The following is a 21,548-nucleotide window of genomic DNA, read 5'->3' as shown; positions in this document are numbered from 1 at the left end:
ACAAAAAGCGAGAGTTCACGATGAAACAAGTTAATGTCGACGTAGCGATTATTGGTGGTGGTACTGCTGGTCTTGGCGCTTATCGAGCAGCAAAAGCTCATACTAACAGCGTAGTAATGATTGAAGGCGGCCCTTACGGAACAACCTGTGCTCGCGTCGGTTGCATGCCCTCTAAGCTGTTGATTGCGGCCGCAGAAAGTGCCCACCAAATCGAAAAAGCGCCTGGATTTGGGATCCATCCGCAAGGTGAAATACGCATTAACGGACAAGAAGTCATGGATCGTGTAAAACGCGAACGTGATCGTTTTGTTGGCTTTGTGCTTGAAAGCGTCGATGATATTCCCGCAGAAGACAAGTTGTCAGGTTACGCGAAGTTTGCCGATGATCATACACTTATCATAGATGACCATACTCAGGTCGCCGCAAAACGGATTGTGATCGCGACGGGCTCTCGTCCTGCCTATCCAACAGCTTGGAATGAGTTGGGTGACCGTCTCGTAATTAATGATGATGTCTTTGATTGGGATGATTTGCCTGAGTCCGTTGCGGTATTTGGCCCCGGAGTGATCGGACTTGAACTCGGTCAAGCATTGCACCGCCTAGGGGTGAAAGTGAAGCTCTTTGGTCTTGGTGGTCAAGTTGGTCCACTGACAGATCCAGAGGTGATGGCTTACGCAGATAAAACTTTTAAAGAAGAGTTCTATCTTGATGCCGATGTAAAAGTAGAAAGCATGAAGCGCATACCATCATCGAATGCAGCAGGCGCAGACAAAGTTGAGATCCAATTCATTAACCACGACGGTGAATTAGAAACCTTTATTGTTGATTACGTTTTAGCAGCCACTGGACGACGTCCTAACGTAGATAAGCTAGCGATCGAGAACACCAATGTGGCATTAAATGAACGCGGTGTACCAACCGCAGATCACTACACATTGCAAACCTCCGTAGAGAGTATTTTTATTGCGGGTGATGCAAGTAACCAAGTTCCATTGCTGCACGAGGCCGCTGACCAAGGTCGCATTGCTGGTGATAATGCTGGTCGCTTCCCGGATATTCGTGCAGGTCTGCGTCGTTCGCCAATTTCAGCTGTATTCTCCGATCCGCAAATAGCTATGGTCGGTGAAACTTTCAAACAACTGGAAACTCGCTTAGGAAGCTGTGGTTGTTTTGTTACTGGCGAAGTCTCGTTTGAGAATCAAGGACGTTCACGTGTCATGCTACGAAACAAAGGGATGTTACATGTCTATGGCGAGCAAGGTACTGGACGATTTTTAGGTGCAGAGATGATGGGGCCGAACGCAGAACACCTCGCGCATCTTTTGGCTTGGGCACACCAAAATAGAATGACGGTTTCTGAGATGCTAGATATGCCCTTCTATCATCCAGTGCTCGAAGAGGGTGTCCGCACCGCTCTACGTGATTTGAATGCAAAACTACACTTAGGGCCAGAAATGGTGAAACATTGCCTTGACTGTGGGCCTGGTTGCTAACGCTTTCATGCTCAATCGAGCCAGTCTTTACATACCAAACAAAACAGAAAGCCTCGTGATTAACGAGGCTTTCTGTTGACTACTTTGAGGCGATTACATAAGTACTACACTGCCATCATTGCGTAACGACTTACCATGATGATCGCGACTACACCGATCGTAAAAAAACCACCAGCGATACTCAGCGCAAATTTCAATTCTGTCGACATGATTACTTTCCTATTAAAGACTGACAGCGAACCATACATCAATCACGTGCCACATAAGCTCTACAAAGCTAACTTTCCATTTTTGGTTGTGTTCCTGCGCTCTAAGCTGCGACAAAAAACGCTTTCTCTCTTTGTGTTGGGTATATAATCTGAAGCAACACTGATGCCTTGGAAAACACTATGACTTGTCGCCGTTGCGAGGAACATTGGTTTTGGAAAAAGCTTGGGCGTTGCCAACGATGCTTGGATCAGTTAACGGTGCTTTCGGTACTGTGCTGGATTGTGTGGTGGTTTGCGTTCAAAGATGATCCACAAAGCATCGGTTCGATCGCTTTGATCTTCGCTGGTTTCGCTTTCAATATTTTATTGTTTTTGCACTTATGGATGCGTTTTGTCATCTTGCCGTGGCAACGTCGGCGAGGACGAAAAGAGACGGATAAAAAAGAGTAAAGTGGCAGATAGAAAAAAGCCCCAAAACCAATATCAGTTCTGGGGCTCTCTTAGATTCTTCTAAGAAAAAGCAGTGGTACTTTAATAGACCGAGCTTCCTCTCAAAGGTTCCAAATTTTTTCGATTTTTTTAGCAAATACTGATGTAAGTGAATCAGAAAATAACTATGTCATTGAATGCTAATAAAATCACTCCGAAATTTCAGCTCATGCCACATGCGATTTTTGGATCACTTGCTCCATTAAATTGATCTCTAGCGCCACTTCATCACACGCGTGCTGACGTGGACACTGATCGCAATCTTTCAAGACTTTTTCTGGCAACAGCGACTTCGATGTTGGTAAGAAGCTCTGCTTCATAAAGAACTCTGGCGTTCGAGTGAGGACAAAGACCTTCTTGATCGCCATTTGACGTGCTTTCTCAACCAAGTGATTTACGATTGCACTGCCCTGCCCTTGGCCTTGCCAGCCCGCTTCGATACCAAGAGAGCGTATTTCAGCCAACCCTGAGTCATACACATATAGAGAAGCGCAACCTGTCACTTCACCATGATGCTCAGCCACCGCGAAGGAGCCAATATCTCTCACGAGCTCATTTCGAGAGCGGGGTAGATTCTCACCGAGGTTCGCCCAATAAGCCACCATGCCCTCTAGTGTTTCAATGTCCGTCAAACGTGCAGGACGCACTTTCACTGCCGAGCTGTCACGCTGGCTCAGACGTTTATCCGCTTGCTCTACCGCATAAGCGACTTGGTGAGGCGAAACGCCACCCAGCGCACAACGTTTTTCCAAACAAGACTCTATTGTCAGAATGTCATACACATCATCTTCAATCACCTCAGAGAAGGCTTTTAGCTCTTGCAGAGACAATTCTTCCAGCGCGCAGCCTTTGTCAATTGCCCCTACCACCGCTACGCCCACAATATGGTGCGCCTCACGGAATGGGATGCCTTTCGCCACTAAGTAATCAGCTAACTCCGTCGCGTTCGCATACCCTTGCTTCGCAGCTTCAAGCGTACGCTCACCATTCACTTTAATGCCATCAAAACACAGCGCTGCCATTTCCATGCAATCATTCCATGTGTCTAACGCATCAAACAACCCTTCTTTATCTTCTTGCATGTCTTTGTTGTACGCCAATGGTAGGGCTTTCACTGTCATCATCATGCTCGATAATGCGCCATAGACACGCCCTGTCTTACCACGGATCAACTCAAGTGCATCCGGATTTTTCTTCTGTGGCATTAATGACGAACCAGACGTCACCGTATCCGCTAACTCAATAAAGTTAGACTCCCCTGAGTTGTAGAAGATCATATCTTCTGCAAGACGAGAAAGGTGCAACATAGAAATCGAGGCCACCGACATCAGTTCCATCACATGATCACGATCCGAAACCGAATCGAGTGAATTACGCGTAGCGCGGTGGAAACCAAGGTTATGAGCTAATTGTTCACGATCAATCGGATAAGCCGTGCCAGCTAAAGCACCCGAGCCAAGTGGACAAGTGTCGAGACGCTGTAAGGCATCATTCAGACGAGAGTAGTCACGCTCGAGCATTTCAACATAAGCCAAACACCAGTGAGCAAAGGTGACAGGTTGAGCGCGCTGAAGATGAGTATAGCCAGGCAATACAGTGCCTTGGTGCTGCTTAGCAACATGAACCATTTGTGCTTGCAGACGATCTAAAGCAATCAACAGTTGCTGGCCTTGCTGACGACACCAAAGTTTTAGGTCTGTCGCTACTTGGTCATTACGAGAACGCCCAGTGTGGAGCTTTTTACCTAAATCTCCCACTTTACTAATCAGCTGCTGTTCAACCCAAGAGTGGATATCTTCTGCATCTGAACGAAGAATTTGATGAGGATCTTCCATCACTTCTAACTTCAGCTCGTTTAAAGCAAGTTCCAGCTTTTGCTGTTCTTCTGCCGATAGAACATCTACAGAAAGCAGAGCTTTAGACCATGCGATTGAACCTACGATGTCTTGCTCAGCCAATCGGTAGTCAAAACGCAACGAATCGTTAAACTCTTTAAATCTAGTGTCTGCCGCTTGGGTAAATCTTCCGCCCCATAATGCCATTGCGTTTCTCCTGATGACTATTGCTTACTCTAACGTTCTCGAATGAGTAGTAACCAATTTGATGGTCATTTGCTCACTTTTTCTTATGGGTCAACGTTACGGCAATTTCGACAAAAAATAAAGTATAAATTCAATATTTTTACATATATATTCAAACGGAATGTGTTTGCATCTTTGTGCTCATAGACGTAAGCCAACAAAAAAGACCTGCTATCCAATAGCAGGTCTTTACTCAATCCGAGATGTGGAGAGATTATTTCTTCTGGCTGTTCAACGCACGGATACGGCTTGATAGCGAGTAAAGACGGATGAAACCACCCGCATGGCTTTGGTCGTAAACCTCATCTTCACCAAAAGTCGCGAACTCTTCTGAGTACAAGCTGTTGTCAGAACGTTTTTGCGTTACCGTGGCTTGGCCTTTGTAGAGCTTAACAACCACTTCGCCATTCACGTCTTGCGCTAGCTCTTCTGAAGCGGCAAGGATCGACTTACATAGTGGCGTAAACCAACGGCCATCGTACACAAGGTGAGACGCTTTTAGACCCAGCTCTTCACGGAATTCGAATGATGATTTGTCTAGCACGAGCTGTTCAACGGCACGTAGCGCTTCCATCATGATGGTGCCTCCCGGTGTTTCGTAGCAGCCACGAGATTTCATTCCTACTAGACGGTTTTCAACGATATCGATACGACCAACACCGTGCTTCGCACCTTTTTCGTTTAGGTAAACCAGTGCGTTGTATGGTGTCATCGCTTCGCCATCAACTTCGACCACCTCACCTTTTTCTACTTTCAGCGTGACGTATTCCGCTTCGTTTGGTGCTTGCTCTGGGTCTACAGTCCATACCCAGCAATCTTCGTTTGGTGCGTTCCACGTATCTTCTAGGACGCCACCTTCAGTGGAAATGTGCCATGCATTTGCATCACGTGAGTAGATCTTAGTAAGAGACGCTGAACAAGGAATGTTACGCTCAGCTAGGTAATCTAAACATTCTTCACGGCTCACTAGGTCCCATTCACGCCAAGGGGCAATCACTTGTAGATCTGGTGCTAGTGCTGCGAATGCGCCTTCGAAACGAACTTGGTCATTACCTTTACCTGTACAGCCGTGACACAATGCGTCCGCGCCCACTTTACGTGCGACTTCAACCTGTGCTTTAGCAATAATTGGACGCGCCATTGATGTACCCAGCAGGTACTTACCTTCATAGTACGCGCCGGTTTTTAGCGTTGGGTAAATGTAGTCTGCGACCATTTCTTCTTTCAAGTCAGCGATGTAACACTCAGAAGCACCAGAGGCTTTTGCTTTCGCTTCAATACCTTCTAGCTCTTCTGCGCCTTGACCAACATCGGCAACGAAAGCAACGACTTCACAATCGTAGTTCTCTTTTAGCCACGGGATAATTACTGAGGTATCTAGACCGCCTGAGTATGCGACTACCACTTTATTTACGTTCACTTTGCTCATCTTTCTTCTCCAAACTTAACTGGCGCTGCGCTCGGCGGTCAGTGCCAACTACTACTTCCTAATATTGAATTCTTTTGCTGATGCTTATTGAGGCAAAAATTGCGTTCCAATACTTTCACCAGCGAATAGCTGTACTAATTTTTCTGGGTAACGCCAGGTCGCGACTTCGATAGGGCGACCAAGATCATTGGCCGCCTCCAAAGCAGCTTTAACTTTGACGATCATGCCGTCTGTGATCACATGTCCATCGATCAACATGTTCGCTTGTTGTTCCGACAGGGTTTTGATCAAATGGCCTTTACCATCTAATACACCACTCACGTCTGATAGCAGGACCAACTCCGCATCTAATGCGCCCGCAACCGCGACTGCGGCTTGGTCAGCATTCACATTCATCATCTGGCCATCTGTGGTTAAGCCAATTGAACTGATGATCGGCAGTGCGCCTGTGTTTAGTACCGCTTGTAATAGCGTTGAATCACCCGGTGATGCTTTACCTACCGCGCCCAACTCTGGGTCAAGTTCTTCAACAAGACACAAACCACCATCCGCAAGGCTAAGACCTACTGCATTGAGTCCATCTGCGATGGCTTGGCCTTGAAGTAGCTTATTCGCTGTGCCTGCAAGTGCGCCTGCAATCACCGGAATTTGATCGTAAGGCGTTACGCGTAAACCGTTTTTCTTTACGGTTTCAAGCTGAAGCTTTGCCATCAACTCATCAACTAGGTAGCCACCGCCATGAACGATGGCGATTTGTCGCTGTGCCGATTTTTGGTAAGCCGCAATGGCACCAAAAAGTTGGCTTAAGGTTTGAGTGCAAGATAGAGCTGCACCGCCTAGCTTAATGACTAAAGGAGCTTGATTGGTTTGCGTCATCGCATTTCCCTCTTTCAACGACTACAGCAACGCTGTCAGTTCTGGGTAACCATAATGAATATTGAGACATTGCATCGCTTGACTTGATGCACCTTTGAGTAGATTGTCGATGGCTGAAATCACAATGATGTGTTCGCCTTGTACCTTCCAGCCGATATCGCAGAAAGGGGTATTTTCGACATCCTGAATACGTGGAATGCCATCGCCTTTTAAACGCACGGCTGGCTTTCCTAGATAAGCTTGTTCAAATGCTTGAGCGACTTGTTGCTCTGTAACGCCTGATGCTAGCTTCATGGTGATCGTGGCAAGAATGCCGCGTTTAAAGTTGCCTAGGTGCGGAGTAAAAATCACATCGCAACCTAAGTGCTGAGCAATTTCTGGTTGGTGACGATGAGTAAATACACCATAAGGTTGCAAGCTCACTTCACAGAAACTGTTCACCATAGAAGCTTTACGCCCAGCTCCGGACACACCGCTGGTCGCGTTAATGACAGGCCATTGATTGGTATCCACTAATGCATTTTCGAGTAGAGGTTTGATGGCTAACTGCGAAGCAGTCGGGTAGCAACCTGCTACAGCAACTAAGGGAGCAGTTTTAATTGATTCCTGGTTCCACTCTGCTAAGCCGTATGCAGCTTTATCTAGCCAGTTATTATGTTGATGCTCGAAGCCATAAAAGGTGTTGTAAAAACCTTCACTTTGGACGCGGAATGCCCCCGATAAATCGAATACCTGACAGCCTGCCTCCAAGAAAGTTGGGGCTAGATCGTGGCTCACCTCATGAGCCGTTGCTAAAAACACCACATCCGATTCTTGAGCGATTTGCAGTGGATCCGTTAGTGGCGAGACCGGAATATCAATGATGCCTGCTAACTTACCGTGCAGCTGCGCAATATTCTTTCCTGCATCAACACTGTTGGCGGAAACGTATAAACCTGATAGCGTGAGTTGTGGGTGTTTATTAACCATTAACGCTAACTCTGCGCCGGTGTAACCGCTGGCTCCAATAATCGTGGTTTTTAGCATTGTGTGACATCCATATACTTAAAGGCTCAAATGACTATTCATATTTAATTTTTGCTTTATTTTGATTTTTTATTCATTAAATATGATTTAATATGTGTTTTACATTTTTGTGGTCTGTCTGTCAACAGGAGATTTGAAGAATCCATGCAATTACCAACTTTTCTAGAGGTCTATGAAGGACTCATCAGCACCTCTTCTATCAGCTCCACGGATCCGAGCTGGGATCAGGGCAATGCAAAAGTCATCGAAAAACTCGCATCTTGGTTTAAAGATCTGGGTTTTAGCGTTGAAGTGATCGAAGTCGAGCCAGGCAAGCACAATATGATCGCACGTATGGGAGAGGGTGAAGGCGGCCTTTTACTTGCTGGCCATAGTGATACCGTGCCATTCGATCAAGGGCGATGGAATTTTGATCCACATAAGCTGACTGAAAAAGACAACCGCTTTTACGGTTTAGGCACGGCAGACATGAAAGGCTTTTTTGCCTTTATTTACGAAGCCGTCAAAAAAGTCGACTGGAGTAAGCAGACCAAGCCGCTATACGTATTAGCCACTTGTGACGAAGAAACCACCATGTTGGGTGCACGACATTTCACCGTAAACGCCCCTTTTAAGCCGGATTACTGCATTATTGGTGAGCCCACCAGCCTCATTCCTATTCGCGGCCACAAAGGTCATGTGGCGAATGCAATTCGGGTCACGGGTAAGTCAGGCCATTCATCCGATCCTGCCTTAGGCGTTAACGCGATTGAGATCATGCATGAAGTGATGTTTGCCATGATGCAACTGCGCGATAAATTGGTGAAAGAATACCACCATCCGGGTTTTGCCATTCCAAGCCCTACCCTAAACCTTGGACACATTCACGGCGGTGACAGCGCTAACCGTATTTGTGGTTGCTGTGAGCTGCACTATGATGTTCGCCCACTACCAGGGATCAGCCTGGATGGCCTAGAAAATATGCTGCGCGGAGCATTAAAAGAAGTCGAAGCAAAGTGGCCTGGACGCTTGGAGATAATTCCGTTACATGAACCAATTCCGGGTTACGAATGCCAACATGACCACCCATTTATCGGTGGTGTTGAAGAGATCTGCCAAACCAGTTCAGAAACCGTGAACTACTGTACTGAGGCGCCCTTCTTACAACAGCTCTGTCCAACCTTAGTTCTTGGCCCGGGTTCAATTGACCAAGCGCACCAACCGGATGAGTTTCTCTCATTTGATTTTATCGATCCCACAATTGATGTGCTTTCAAAGGCAATGGTCAAGTATTGCTGTTAATACGCGAATAAACTCAAAAGTCAGTGCAGCTCGATTGAGCTGCATCTTTTTATCTTCACAATTTAGCGCTAGCCTTAACACTTCTTTAACTTGTTATTTTGTAATTAATTTTCACTTCTTATTCTACAGCTGCCGTAAATTTGCTCTAAATCAGGAGACAGCGGAATAATTGCAAACTTAGTCTGCTTTATTTGACTATAACTGGTGCTTTTCGCTAGATTGGAGTCTTAACAAGGACAATGGATGTAGTTTTTTTACGAGGCAGGACGACAATGAACGAGAAATACGCCGCACTCAAAAGTAATGTGCGCATGTTAGGCCACTTATTGGGTAACACCATTCGCGATGCCCATGGCGAAGAAATCTTCGAGAAAGTGGAAACCATTCGTAAATTATCCAAATCGGCTCAAGCAGGTAATCAAGCAGACAGGGAAAGCTTGATAGAAGAAATCAAACACCTACCCGATGAGCAGCTAACGCCCGTTACCCGTGCGTTTAACCAATTTCTAAATCTCACCAATATTGCTGAGCAATACCACACGATTTCACGCCATTGTGAAGAGCACATTTGTGAACCAGACGCGATTAACTCGCTGTTTTCTAAACTGGTACAAAACGATGTGAGCAAACTGGACACTGCGCAAGCGGTTCGTGATCTGAATATTGAATTGGTATTGACGGCTCACCCAACGGAAATCACGCGTCGCACGATGATCAACAAGTTGGTCAAGATCAACGAGTGCTTATCAAAGTTGGAACTGAGTGATCTTTCTTCTAAAGAGCGCAAGAAAACCGAGCGTCGTTTAGAGCAACTGATCGCGCAAAGCTGGCATTCAGACGTAATTCGACAACAGCGCCCTACTCCGCTGGATGAAGCAAAATGGGGTTTTGCAGTCGTTGAAAACTCACTATGGGAAGCTGTGCCAGACTTCTTACGTGAAATGAATGATCGTCTGAAGTCTTACTTGGGTGAAGGTTTACCAATTGATGCGCGCCCTGTGCACTTCTCTTCTTGGATGGGGGGCGACCGCGACGGTAACCCGTTTGTCACTCATAGCGTGACACGTGAAGTATTGCTTCTGTCTCGTTGGAAAGCCGCAGATCTTTATCTCAATGACATCAACGAGTTGATCAGTGAACTGTCTATGACGGTTTCAAACGACCAAGTTCGTGAGCTTGCTGGCGAAGATCAGCACGAACCATATCGTGCGATCCTGAAACAACTTCGCTCACTATTGAACGAAACCAAAGATATTCTCGATGCTAAAATCCATGGTCAAAAACTGGCCGTTAAAGCTCCGTTGCAAAAAGTCGAGCAACTTTGGGAACCTCTGTATGCCTGTTACCAGTCGCTAAATGAATGTGGCATGGGTGTGATCGCAAATGGCTCTCTACTGGATACATTGCGCCGCGTAAAAGCATTTGGTATTCATCTTGTTCGCCTTGATATCCGCCAAGAGAGCACGCGTCATTCAGACGTATTGTCTGAATTAACCCGCTACTTAGGCATTGGTGATTACGAGCAATGGAGTGAGCAAGATAAGATTGCTTTCCTAACCAACGAACTCGCATCTAAACGTCCTCTTCTGCCTCGTGATTGGGAACCATCAGAACCTGTCAAAGAGGTTTTGGACACCTGTAAGATTATTGCAGCACAACCGCGTGAAGCATTCGGTGCCTACGTTATTTCTATGGCACGCACTGCATCAGATGTGTTAGCAGTCCACCTACTTCTGCAAGAAGCTGGCTGCCCATATCGTATGGATGTTTGCCCGTTATTCGAGACGCTAGACGACTTGAACAATGCAGAATCGGTCATCAAACAGCTGATGGGTATCGACCTATACCGTGGCTTTATCCAAAACCACCAAATGGTCATGATTGGTTACTCTGACTCAGCGAAAGATGCGGGTGTCATGTCTGCAGGCTGGGCTCAGTACCATGCGATGGAATCGTTAGTAAAAGTGGCGGAAGAAGAAGGTGTTGAACTGACTCTATTCCACGGTCGTGGCGGTACAGTAGGCCGCGGCGGCGCGCCAGCACACGCAGCACTTCTGTCTCAACCACCAAAAAGCTTGAAAGGTGGTTTGCGCGTAACAGAACAGGGCGAGATGATCCGCTTTAAACTGGGCCTTCCAGATGTCGCTGTAAACAGTTTTAACCTTTACGCGAGCGCGATTCTAGAAGCTAACCTATTGCCACCGCCAGAGCCAAAACAAGAATGGCGCGACTTAATGGAAGTGCTATCAGAAGTTAGCTGCGAGTCTTATCGCAACGTAGTTCGCGGCGAGCCTGATTTTGTGCCTTACTTCCGTCAAGCGACACCAGAGCTCGAGCTCGGTAAGTTGCCACTTGGCTCTCGTCCTGCAAAACGTAATCCGAAGGGCGGAGTGGAAAGCTTACGTGCAATCCCGTGGATCTTCTCGTGGAGCCAAAATCGTTTGGTACTTCCAGCATGGTTAGGTGCGGGTGAAGCGATTCAATACTCGATCGATAAAGGCCACCAAGCGTTGCTCGAAGAGATGTGTCGTGAATGGCCGTTCTTCTCGACTCGCCTTGGCATGTTAGAAATGGTGTACTCGAAGTGTAATATCGATATTTCTCGCTATTACGATGAGCGATTGGTGGATGAATCACTCCGTCCACTCGGTGAAAAGCTTCGCGCTCAGCTTCAAGAAGATATCAAAGCAGTACTGAATGTAGAGAACAACGAAAACTTGATGCAGCATGACCCTTGGGGACTCGAATCGATTCGCTTGCGCAACATCTACGTTGAGCCATTGAACATGCTACAAGCCGAGTTGCTATACCGTACACGCCAAACCGAAGAAGCATCTGCAAACCTAGAAGAAGCGCTAATGGTGACAATTGCTGGTATTGCAGCTGGCATGCGCAACACAGGCTAATCGCTTCATTTGTAATAAAAAGCTGAGCAAGTGCTCAGCTTTTTTTTGGCGCTGGATAATTGCACAACCAAAAGGCAGTTTAATAAACTATAAAAAACCCAAAAATTACCACACAAAAAGAATAAAAAACCACAAGTTAACACTATTGATTATTATGTTAGTTTTTTAGGGTAATTTTGTCCTACTATTCCACTTCATGCTTATTATTTATATACTACTTGCCTGCTGAGAGCTCATAAATCCAATCATACCTGCTCCAGCCATGATGGGACTCCCCATCTCTCTAGGTGATAAACGGCTTTAAGGTGACAGGACCAACATTGTTGGTGCTACTTATACATTAAAAAACTCAAGTGCCAGAAAGAGCACAGCTGAAAGTATAAGTAGCTTGTTTACAAGTTTATTGACCATTTGGATTGAAGACATGTCATTACCACACGTAATCTTAACTGTTCTTAGCACTCGCGACGCAACCGGTTACGATATCACTAAAGAATTCTCTGCTAGCATCGGTTACTTCTGGAAAGCAAGCCACCAACAAGTGTACCGTGAACTCAATAAAATGGCCGAGAAAGAGCTGGTTACTTGCGTATTAGAACCCCAAGAAGGCAAACCAGACCGTAAGGTTTACTCCATCACAGATGCTGGTCGCAGCGCTTTAGGAGAATGGTTTGATCAACCAACTGCACACCCGACTGTTCGTGATGAATTTTCAGCGAAATTGATGGCATGTGCCGTTCAACCATCAACACCTTTCCGTGATCAACTCGCCGAACTGGTTGAAGAGTCTCGCAAACTGGTTTCTCACTACAAAGAAATTGAAGCGGCTTACTACGCAACGCCGTCAACTTTAGACAAACAAGCTCGCCTAGAGCGTTTAACGCTTCGTCGTAACCTACTGTTACGTGAAACGTGGATCACTTGGGCTGAAGAAGTCCTAACAGAACTTGAAGTGATTGGTTAATTTCCTTTTACTTTGATACAACGAAAAAGGCTTGCCACTCGGCAAGCCTTTTGTCTTTTTGAAACCCGGTCGATCTATGCACCTACTGCAGCGCGAGGACGAACGCCTAGCGTATGACATAAAGCGTAAGTCATCTCTGCACGGTTTAGGGTGTAGAAGTGGAAATCCTTAACGCCTTCACGACTAAGTACGCGCACCATATCAATAGCTTGGCTAGCTCCTACAAGCTGACGAGTCACCGGATCATCATCCAAGCCTTCGAACTGTTTACTCATCCAGCCTGGTACTTTCACATTGTTCTGCGCAGCAAAGCGAGACGCTTGCTTAAAGTTCGATACAGGCAAAATTCCTGGCACAATTTCTACGTCAATTCCTGCCGCTACACAACGGTCACGGAATCGCAGATAAGACTCAACATCAAAAAAGAACTGAGTAATTGCACGGTTTGCACCTGCATCTACCTTACGTTTTAGGTTCAATAAGTCAGACTGCGCACTTTTAGCTTCAGGGTGAACCTCAGGAAATGCGGCTACTGAGATATCAAAATCGTGACGTGATTTCAGCAGCTCAACCAGATCCGAGGCATACATGTCAGGCGCACCGCCACCAGGAGGAATATCACCACGCAGAGCAACGATATTTTCAATGCCATTATTCCAGTAATCATCGGCAATATTAATCAACTCTTCGCGAGTCGCATCAATACAAGTGAGGTGAGGAGCGGCAACCAATCCGGTTGTTGCTTTGATTTCTTTAATGATGGAGTGCGTTCTGTCACGCTCGCCAGAGTTCGCGCCGTAAGTCACAGAAACAAATTTAGGTTGGAGCGTTTTAAGACGGTGCACTGAATTCCAGAGTGTCTCTTCCATCTTCGCGCTGCTTGGTGGAAAAAACTCAAATGATACATTGATGTTGTCTGACAACTCAGCAATATTCTGGTTCAAGGCGTCAATATGGCCTGCGTGCGTGTATCCCATCTTACTCTCCCTGTGGCACTCCGCCACGAAAACAAATTCCTTAAATCGACGTTTAGACGTCTATATGTCTACAGAATGTATTGAATACGATTTAATGTCAACCTTGTAATTATGAATTTTTCTCAAGTTAATAATGAGGATAGTTCAAGTTATTACTTGAACGTTATTTCACCACTTATCACAAGCCGATACTTCAGTATGGCACTGAAGGCAAAATAAAAAACCCTGGTCGGGTTCCAGGGTTTTAGGTATCTCGCAACTTTAGAATAAACCGGCTAATCGGTTGAGGTCGGATTGAATCGCGCCGGCTGTCACTTCTCTTCCTGCGCCAGGCCCTCGAATAACGAGTGGGTTATCTTTGTACCACTTACTTTCAATGGCAAAAATGTTGTCGCACGGCAGTAGGTTGGCGAGCGCATGTTCACGAGATAACGCTTCTACTCCCACCGTCGCTTTACCATTTTTTTCTAAACGAGCAACGTAGCGAAGCACTTGGTCGTTTCTCTGTGCTTTTGTCAGGCGCTCTTGCAGTATTTCACTCAACAGCCCTCCGTTATCGAAGAAGTCATCGATGCTAAGTTCTCTTAATTCTTCTGGTACCAGAGATTCAACCTTAACGCTGCCCGGCTCAATATCGAGACCAGACTCTCGAGCTAAGATAACCAGCTTACGCATCACATCTGAACCATCTAAATCAGAACGAGGATCAGGCTCTGTTAAACCTTGCTGCCAAGCGAGGTCGACTAAATCATTAAATGGTACTAAGCCGTCAAATTGTTGGAATAACCATGATAACGTCCCTGAGAAAATACCCGATAGAGCAACGATCTCATCCCCACTTTCACGTAGATCTCGCACGGTATGGTTTATTGGTAACCCTGCACCAACCGTCGCGTTGTACAGCCAATAACGACCAATTTTAGCGAATGCATCTTGAACCTGATGGTAATACTGGCTATCTGCCGAACCCGCCACTTTGTTAGCGGAAATCAAATGAATGCCCTGCTGCGCAATTTCTACATAGCGCTGAGCTAAGTCTTTACTCGCTGTCACATCAAGCACTACGGCTTCATCGTAATTTTTTAGCGCTCCTAAGTGAGTCAACCAAGACCCATCGTTTGCTAGGCTTTCATCATCAAATCGTTCAGCAACACTTGCTGCATCAATACCTTGCTCATCGAACCAGTAGGTTTGACTATCCACGACCGCGACAAGGTCGAAGCTCATGCCATGACGTTTTTCGAGCTCACCTTTTTGAGTTGCAAATAGATTTAACCAACTAGAACCAATGTTGCCCTTGCCACATAAAGCCACCGCCACGCGCTTTTGCGCTTGGAACAACTGGCTATGAATCGTTTGAACCAACACTTCGGTATCAGTACGACGCAAAACGGCGACTAAACTCAGCCCCGACTCAGTTTCAGAAATAAATTCAACCGGAGAGTGTTTTAACTTCTGATAAAAACCAAAACAATGGTTGGCGTTTTTCGTAACGCCAGCGCCTACTGCCGCTAAGAGCGAGTAGCCTTCTTTGAGCTTAATCTCCGCTTCAACCGCAAGCTCTTGTAAGTGTTTCAGTGCGCCGCCGGCAATTTCTGCGGTATACGCCAAGCGCAACGTGTGTTGATCGGGCTGTGCCTCAAATGCCAATGGTTCCAATTGCGCTCGCTGCAACGCTTGTAATACATCATTCTGTGTTTTTTCGAAGTCGTGCCCATGCATGAAAGACAGCTGCACCAATAAAACATCATCCAGCGAGGTAATAATTTTAGCGCCACGGCCAGACGCTAAGACACGCTCAATACGAGTGGAGCCCGATTCCGGCAGATAGCTACATTTGAGGTTGAGATCCATAGTACTTTGCGCCACAGGCTGAAGTGTACGACTGTGTAGGACTGGGGCGGCTAAACGGGCGAGTTCGCTGGCTTCATCCAATCGAAGTAACGGTAACAGACACGCGTCTGCCACCAAACGCGGATCGGCACTATAGACACCGGCAACGTCACTCCAAATGGTGACCGTGCTCACTTCAGCCAGAGCACCAATGACAGTTGCAGAATAGTCAGAGCCATTACGACCAAGTAAAATGGTTTCGCCCGCCTCGTTCTGAGCCATAAAGCCAGTAATTACCACACGTTTATGATTGTGTTGCGCGAGAACTTCTTTTATCAAAGGATATGAACGAGCGCGATCAACTTCAGGTTGAGTCCCGGCTTCCGCACGTAAAAACGCTCGTGCATCTTGTGCGACAGCGGGGATAGAACGTTGAGATAATAACGCGGCCAATAGGCGAGCAGACCAAACTTCTCCGTGTCCTAGTACCGCGGCTTTTTGCGCGCCAGTGAGTGGTGCTGTCAGCTCAGATAAGGTACTGAACTCATCATGCAGTAACGCTAATAGCTCTTCTTGTACTTCATTTTCCAACAAATTTTCTATTAGCTCCGTTTGGAACTGCCTTAGGCTTTGAAGTGCTTCATGCGCGATTCGGCCATCTTTGTCTAACCCTTCCAGGAACTCAATCAAGCGGTTAGTGGTTTTTCCTGCCGCCGAAACGACCACAAGATCATTTTCCGTCGAATACTCCTTAAGAATATCCACAACGCGTAAATAGCATTCTGGGTTTGCTAAGCTACTGCCACCAAACTTATGCAGCTGACGTTGTACAGTCATTATTCTCGTCTCCTATTGTTGGGCAGCTTTAGCGAATGCTTGCTCTAAGTCCGTGATGAGATCTTGTGCATCTTCCAAGCCGACAGACAAACGCAATAGTTGATGTGACACCCCCGCTTCTGCCAGTGCTTCCTCTCCCATAGCGCGATGCGTCATGGATGCCGGATGACAAATCAAGCTTTCTACTCCACCTAATGACTCAGCCAATGAAAACAGTTGGAGCTCTTTAACGAACACTTTTAACTGCTCAAACGAACCGGCAAACTCAAAGCTCAGCATAGAGCCAAAGCCCGTTTGCTGCTTTTTAGCAATGTCATGACCCGGGTGCTCCGGCAGGCTTGGATGATAAATGGTTTTAACTAACGCTTGCTTCTGGAGATAAGCCAGTACCTGCTGTGAACTCTCTTCATGCACTCGCATGCGAGCACCAAGTGTACGAATGCCTCGCAACGTCATATAACTATCGAAAGGTGTGCCAGTCGCACCAATGCAATTGCCCCACCATGCAAGCTCTTCTGCATGCGCTTCTGTTTTGGTGATGATCACGCCACCAATCACGTCTGAATGACCGTTGATGTACTTCGTTGTGGAGTGGATAACAAAATCCGCACCTAGCTCTAAAGGTTTTTGGTACACGGGTGTCAAAAAGGTATTGTCCACCGCAACTAACGCGCCGACTTGTTTCGCTTTTTCACAGGTAGCTGCAATATCCACTACGCGAACCAGAGGGTTTGACGGAGTTTCTAGCAAAATGAGTTTTGGTTTTTGTGCTAATGCTGCATCCAAAGCTTGCTCGTCAGATTGATCGACAAACTGAACCTTAAAATCGCCTTTGTTGGCTCGGGTATTAAAAAGACGATAGGTGCCGCCATAACAATCGTGAGGAGCAATAATGAGATCATCAGGGCCAAGAAAAGCGGACACCCATAAATTTAATGCCGACGTACCGCAGTTCGTGACAACCGCTCCTTTTCCAGACTCGAGTTCAGATAACGCACTTTCCAACAGTCCGCGGTTTGGATTTCCAGATCGCGTGTAATCATACTTAGGTACCTCACCAAAAGCAGGAAAACCGTAGTTAGTGGAAAGATAAATAGGTGGAACGACAGCGTGATATTGGCTGTCTGATTCAATACCAGTGCGTACTGCAATGGTCGCAGGTTTGCGAGAGCTCATGGGTGTATCCTTTCACGGGTAATGACTTCTAAATAGGAATGCGCTATATCTAATGAGTTAAATAAAGTGATCAACACGCTTCCTTTGCTGTTCTGTTCACTTTACTCGTCAAAAAATGAGACGTCAACACTTCTAGACGTCCATATGTCTTTGCTTATGGCGGTAAATGCAGCTAAAATCAGCACCTAAATTATTTTTAACCGATTACATAAATGAAGGTGTGCAATGGCTGACTGGAATGGCGAATACATTAGCCCATATGCAGAGCACGGCAAAAAAAGCGAACAAGTAAAAAAAATTACCGTCTCTATCCCGCTAAAAGTTTTAAAAGTGCTAACTGATGAGCGTACTCGCCGTCAGATCAATAACTTACGCCATGCAACCAATAGTGAATTACTATGCGAAGCATTTTTGCACGCGTATACAGGTCAGCCACTTCCAACAGATGAAGACCTTCGTAAAGACCGTCCAGATGATATTCCAACAGAAGTAAAAGCACTGATGACCGAAATGGGCATCGAATTTGAGTCGTTTGACGAAGAGTAAAAAGCGAGACTGGAGGCTTCAGATAGCAACTCTTATCTCGAGCCAAAAGAATGACATAAAAAATGGGACGCGATTGCGTCCCATTTTTTGTACATCACATCTAATAGATATATTACTCTGCCATGTAGTTTTCAGGCATCTCGATACGAGCAACACCTGAATCAACTGCCGCCTGAGCCACAGCTTTTGCAACACGTGGTAGTAAACGTGAGTCCATTGGTTTTGGAATGATGTAGTCTGCACCAAACTCAAGCTTATCGACGCCTGCGGCCTTCAATACAGTTTCAGGTACAGGCTCTTTTGCTAGCTCACGAATCGCCTCAACGGCTGCAAGTTTCATTTCATCATTGATTTCACTTGCGCGCACATCAAGAGCACCACGGAAGATGAATGGGAAACACAATACGTTGTTTACTTGGTTCGGGTAATCACTACGACCAGTCCCCATGATCAAATCATCACGAACAGCGTGGGCAAGTTCCGGCTTAATTTCAGGATCTGGATTCGAACATGCAAATACGATTGGCTTATCTGCCATCAGCTTCAACGCTTCCGCTGGCAATAGGTTTGGACCAGATACACCTAGGAACAGATCCGCGCCTTCAATCACGTCTTCTAATGTGCGTTTGTCCGTGTTGTTTGCGAATAGCTGCTTGTATTCATTAAGATCATCACGACGAGTGTGGATCACACCTTTACGATCCAGCATGTAAATTTTTTCGCGCATTGCACCACATTTAATCAGCAGCTCCATACACGCAACGGCTGCAGCGCCAGCGCCAAGACAAACGATCGTTGAGTCTTCAAGCTTCTTACCTTGAAGTTCGATCGCGTTCAGCATGCCTGCCGCCGTTACAATCGCAGTACCGTGCTGATCATCGTGGAATACTGGTACATCACAACGCTCAATTAAACGCTTTTCAATCTCAAAGCAATCTGGTGCTTTAATATCTTCAAGGTTGATACCACCAAAGGTGTCTGCAATGCTTGCGACAGTATCAACAAATTCATCGATCGTGCGGTGCTTAACTTCAATATCAATAGAATCAAGACCTGCAAAACGCTTAAACAGTAACGCTTTACCTTCCATTACTGGCTTAGATGCAAGTGGACCTAGGTTACCTAGACCTAAAATAGCGGTACCGTTAGAAATAACAGCAACCATGTTGCCTTTCGCTGTGTACTTGTACACGTTATCAGGGTTTTGTGCGATCTCACGCACTGGTTCTGCAACACCAGGGCTGTAAGCAAGGGCAAGATCACCCGCCGTTTCCGCAGGCTTTGTCAATTCGACAGCAATCTTCCCTGGGGTTGGATAAGCATGGTAATCCAATGCTTTTTGGCGATGTTCTTCTTCTGGAGTGGCTGCTTGGCGATTGTCTTCAGACATGGACGTTTCTCTTTTTTATTTTTAGGTAAGGGGGCATAAATTCTATCGGATAGAAATCAAACTTCATAGGCAAGATTGCGAGCAATATCCTTAAAAAGCCGATAATAAAAGAGATTAGACCAGATAGCGGGGATAAGCACCTGATTTTCGAGTCAGGTGCTCTTTTCTTCTTACAATTGAAGTACGCAAAATCCTGGACGCTATTACTCTTCGTCTACGTATTGCGCTTGGAGGTAGTTCTCAATGCCAGACATTTCAATCAAGCCAAGTTGCGTCTCTAGCCAGTCAACATGCTCTTCTTCATCTTCAAGAATATCTTGAAACAGATCGCGAGACACATAGTCTCGAATGTCTTCAGCATAGGCAATCGCATCTTTTAAATCTGGAATGGCGGCCATTTCAAGCTTTAAGTCACACTCGAGCATTTCTTTAGTGTCTTCACCTATCATCAACTTGCCTAAATCTTGTAAATTAGGTAAGCCCTCAAGAAACAAAATACGCTCAATCAGATGATCGGCATGTTTCATCTCATCGATAGATTCGTGATATTCCTTATCTGCTAGGCGCTTTAACCCCCAGTCCTTATACATTCGAGCATGAAGAAAATACTGATTAATAGCGATGAGCTCATTTCCGAGCACTTTATTGAGATGTTGGATGATGATTGGATCGCCTTTCATGACAAAAACCTCCTCTTTGGCTTCATTTAAATGTAGAAGCAAATGAGAAGGTGTCAAAACGCTAGGCAAATAATTACTTAATTACTGCATGCTCACAGTAATTAGCTAGCTTGTTTGAATACCGTGTAACTGGTTTCCGCTAAAATATCCTTGGCCTGTCTGATGCACTTACCACATTGGCTACCCAATGCTGTGCATTTTTTGATTCCTTTAATATCCGTTACGCCTTCATCTATCGCCAACTTCCTAATTTTCTTGTCGGAGACCCCATGGCAAAGACAAACGTACATACTCAAAAACCTATTAAATTAACCTGTGGCAACCAATATAAACAAGAATAGTTCTTGTTACCAGTCGCATTGATAGGCCTGTTCAGAATATTTTGTTATATAGATTTGGTGACAGTTGGCAAAGATCAGAGGGTTAGGTGTTACGACTAAAGGTGTTGAAAAATAGAGCCGGTAATATTCTGTTTTTAAATTAAAAAATTAACGAATTTCCTACGAACACTTATAACCAAATATAATTTAGATATAAAAAAGGGAAGCCTAAGCTTCCCTTTCTCGATGCGCTTTCTTCATAAAGAAGAAGAGTGCAAGATTTCGTTTAATTCGTTATGAATTAGTCGAAGATCTTAGCAACAACACCAGCACCTACTGTACGGCCACCTTCACGGATCGCGAAACGTAGACCTTCGTCCATTGCGATTGGTGCGATTAGCTCAACAGTCATCTGTACGTTGTCACCTGGCATTACCATTTCTACGCCTTCTGGTAGCTGGATGTCACCAGTTACGTCAGTTGTACGGAAGTAGAACTGTGGACGGTAGCCTTTGAAGAATGGAGTGTGACGACCACCTTCATCTTTAGACAATACGTATACTTCTGATTCGAACTTAGTGTGTGGAGTGATTGAACCAGGCTTCGCTAGTACTTGACCACGTTCAACTTCGTCACGCTTAGTACCACGTAGAAGTGCACCAACGTTCTCACCTGCACGACCTTCGTCTAGAAGCTTACGGAACATCTCAACACCAGTACATGTAGTAGTAGTAGTGTCTTTGATACCTACGATAGCAACTTCGTCACCTACAGTTAGGATACCACGCTCGATACGGCCAGTTACTACTGTACCACGACCTTGGATTGAGAATACGTCTTCGATAGGCATTAGGAATGGCTGATCTACCGCACGCTCTGGCTCAGGGATGTAAGTATCTAGAGCTTCAGCTAGTTCAACGATTTTCGCTTCCCACTGCTCTTCGCCGTTTAGTGCGCCTAGTGCAGAACCTTGGATAACTGGTAGGTCATCACCTGGGAAATCGTATTCAGATAGAAGTTCACGAACTTCCATTT

General features: G+C 45.8%; 17 protein-coding genes. 6 read left to right on the top strand and 11 right to left on the bottom strand.

All coding sequences use genetic code 11. The annotated features are described in order from the left end of the window. Positions 1 to 20: 20 nt before the first annotated feature. Positions 21 to 1,493 carry a dihydrolipoyl dehydrogenase gene (locus tag L3V27_RS22045; protein ID WP_237312729.1) on the top strand — a complete coding sequence of 491 codons (1,473 nt, stop codon included), beginning with the start codon at positions 21 to 23 and terminating at the stop codon, positions 1,491 to 1,493. Between the two features lie 389 nt (positions 1,494 to 1,882). Then, a complete protein-coding gene (locus L3V27_RS22040) occupies positions 1,883 to 2,152 on the top strand; it encodes a DUF3624 domain-containing protein (RefSeq protein WP_237312727.1) in 270 nt (89 codons plus the stop codon). Between the two features lie 206 nt (positions 2,153 to 2,358). On the opposite strand, the gene argH is transcribed toward L3V27_RS22040, so the two are convergent. The 4 genes from argH to argC form a co-directional block, all read right to left on the bottom strand. Further along, a complete protein-coding gene (argH, locus tag L3V27_RS22035) occupies positions 2,359 to 4,233 on the bottom strand; it encodes an argininosuccinate lyase (protein WP_237312725.1) in 1,875 nt (624 codons plus the stop codon). 253 nt (positions 4,234 to 4,486) lie between these two features. Further along, entirely contained in the window at positions 4,487 to 5,701 is a 1,215-nt protein-coding gene (locus tag L3V27_RS22030; RefSeq protein ID WP_017821738.1) for an argininosuccinate synthase, read from the bottom strand. An 84-nt stretch (positions 5,702 to 5,785) separates the two neighbouring features. Then, a complete protein-coding gene (gene argB / locus L3V27_RS22025; protein ID WP_048626700.1) occupies positions 5,786 to 6,577 on the bottom strand; it encodes an acetylglutamate kinase in 792 nt (263 codons plus the stop codon). Between the two features lie 21 nt (positions 6,578 to 6,598). Next, the gene (gene argC / locus L3V27_RS22020) at positions 6,599 to 7,603 is read right to left on the bottom strand and encodes an N-acetyl-gamma-glutamyl-phosphate reductase (RefSeq protein ID WP_237312723.1); all 1,005 of its coding nucleotides are present in this window, start codon (positions 7,601 to 7,603) and stop codon (positions 6,599 to 6,601) included. Positions 7,604 to 7,747: 144 nt separating this feature from the next. Between argC and argE the strand changes: the two genes are divergently transcribed. The 3 genes from argE (at position 7,748) to L3V27_RS22005 (ending at position 12,754) form a co-directional block, all read left to right on the top strand. After that, positions 7,748 to 8,884 (top strand): acetylornithine deacetylase, encoded by a 1,137-nt coding sequence (gene argE, locus L3V27_RS22015; protein ID WP_053807711.1) that lies wholly within the window; start codon positions 7,748 to 7,750, stop codon positions 8,882 to 8,884. A gap of 272 nt (positions 8,885 to 9,156) precedes the next feature. Beyond that, complete coding sequence (gene ppc / locus L3V27_RS22010) at positions 9,157 to 11,790, top strand: phosphoenolpyruvate carboxylase (protein ID WP_053807712.1); 2,634 nt, start codon at positions 9,157 to 9,159, stop codon at positions 11,788 to 11,790. Between the two features lie 424 nt (positions 11,791 to 12,214). After that, on the top strand, positions 12,215 to 12,754 hold the full coding sequence (locus L3V27_RS22005) for a PadR family transcriptional regulator (protein WP_005395734.1): 540 nt from the start codon (positions 12,215 to 12,217) through the stop codon (positions 12,752 to 12,754). 74 nt (positions 12,755 to 12,828) lie between these two features. On the opposite strand, the gene metF is transcribed toward L3V27_RS22005, so the two are convergent. The 3 genes from metF to L3V27_RS21990 form a co-directional block, all read right to left on the bottom strand. Next, complete coding sequence (metF, locus tag L3V27_RS22000; RefSeq protein WP_046874624.1) at positions 12,829 to 13,731, bottom strand: methylenetetrahydrofolate reductase; 903 nt, start codon at positions 13,729 to 13,731, stop codon at positions 12,829 to 12,831. 261 nt (positions 13,732 to 13,992) lie between these two features. Further along, positions 13,993 to 16,401, bottom strand: coding sequence for a bifunctional aspartate kinase/homoserine dehydrogenase II (locus L3V27_RS21995; protein ID WP_182035006.1), 2,409 nt, complete (start codon positions 16,399 to 16,401; stop codon positions 13,993 to 13,995). Between the two features lie 12 nt (positions 16,402 to 16,413). Continuing rightward, positions 16,414 to 17,577 carry an O-succinylhomoserine (thiol)-lyase gene (locus L3V27_RS21990; RefSeq protein ID WP_114324092.1) on the bottom strand — a complete coding sequence of 388 codons (1,164 nt, stop codon included), beginning with the start codon at positions 17,575 to 17,577 and terminating at the stop codon, positions 16,414 to 16,416. Between the two features lie 225 nt (positions 17,578 to 17,802). On the opposite strand from L3V27_RS21990, the gene metJ reads away from it, so the two are divergent. After that, complete coding sequence (gene metJ, locus L3V27_RS21985) at positions 17,803 to 18,123, top strand: met regulon transcriptional regulator MetJ (protein ID WP_005381353.1); 321 nt, start codon at positions 17,803 to 17,805, stop codon at positions 18,121 to 18,123. 112 nt (positions 18,124 to 18,235) lie between these two features. Here metJ and L3V27_RS21980 read toward each other — a convergent pair whose 3' ends face one another. The 4 genes from L3V27_RS21980 to L3V27_RS21965 all read right to left on the bottom strand — a co-directional run. Beyond that, the gene (locus tag L3V27_RS21980; RefSeq protein WP_006742766.1) at positions 18,236 to 19,513 is read right to left on the bottom strand and encodes a malic enzyme-like NAD(P)-binding protein; all 1,278 of its coding nucleotides are present in this window, start codon (positions 19,511 to 19,513) and stop codon (positions 18,236 to 18,238) included. A gap of 203 nt (positions 19,514 to 19,716) precedes the next feature. Next, positions 19,717 to 20,193 carry a bacterioferritin gene (bfr, locus tag L3V27_RS21975; protein WP_237312721.1) on the bottom strand — a complete coding sequence of 159 codons (477 nt, stop codon included), beginning with the start codon at positions 20,191 to 20,193 and terminating at the stop codon, positions 19,717 to 19,719. 101 nt (positions 20,194 to 20,294) lie between these two features. After that, positions 20,295 to 20,483, bottom strand: a complete 189-nt coding sequence (locus tag L3V27_RS21970; protein WP_031780493.1) for a bacterioferritin-associated ferredoxin — start codon at positions 20,481 to 20,483, stop codon at positions 20,295 to 20,297. A gap of 331 nt (positions 20,484 to 20,814) precedes the next feature. After that, a partial coding sequence (locus L3V27_RS21965) for an EF-Tu/IF-2/RF-3 family GTPase (RefSeq protein ID WP_267135759.1) occupies positions 20,815 to 21,548 on the bottom strand: 734 nt, incomplete at its 5' end.

Origin of the sequence: Vibrio sp. J2-3(2022), from assembly GCF_021725735.1 — a bacterium.
Lineage (GTDB): Bacteria > Pseudomonadota > Gammaproteobacteria > Enterobacterales > Vibrionaceae > Vibrio > Vibrio diabolicus.
Note: the sequence above shows the minus strand (reverse complement) of the source record. Positions and strands in the feature narration are given on the sequence as shown.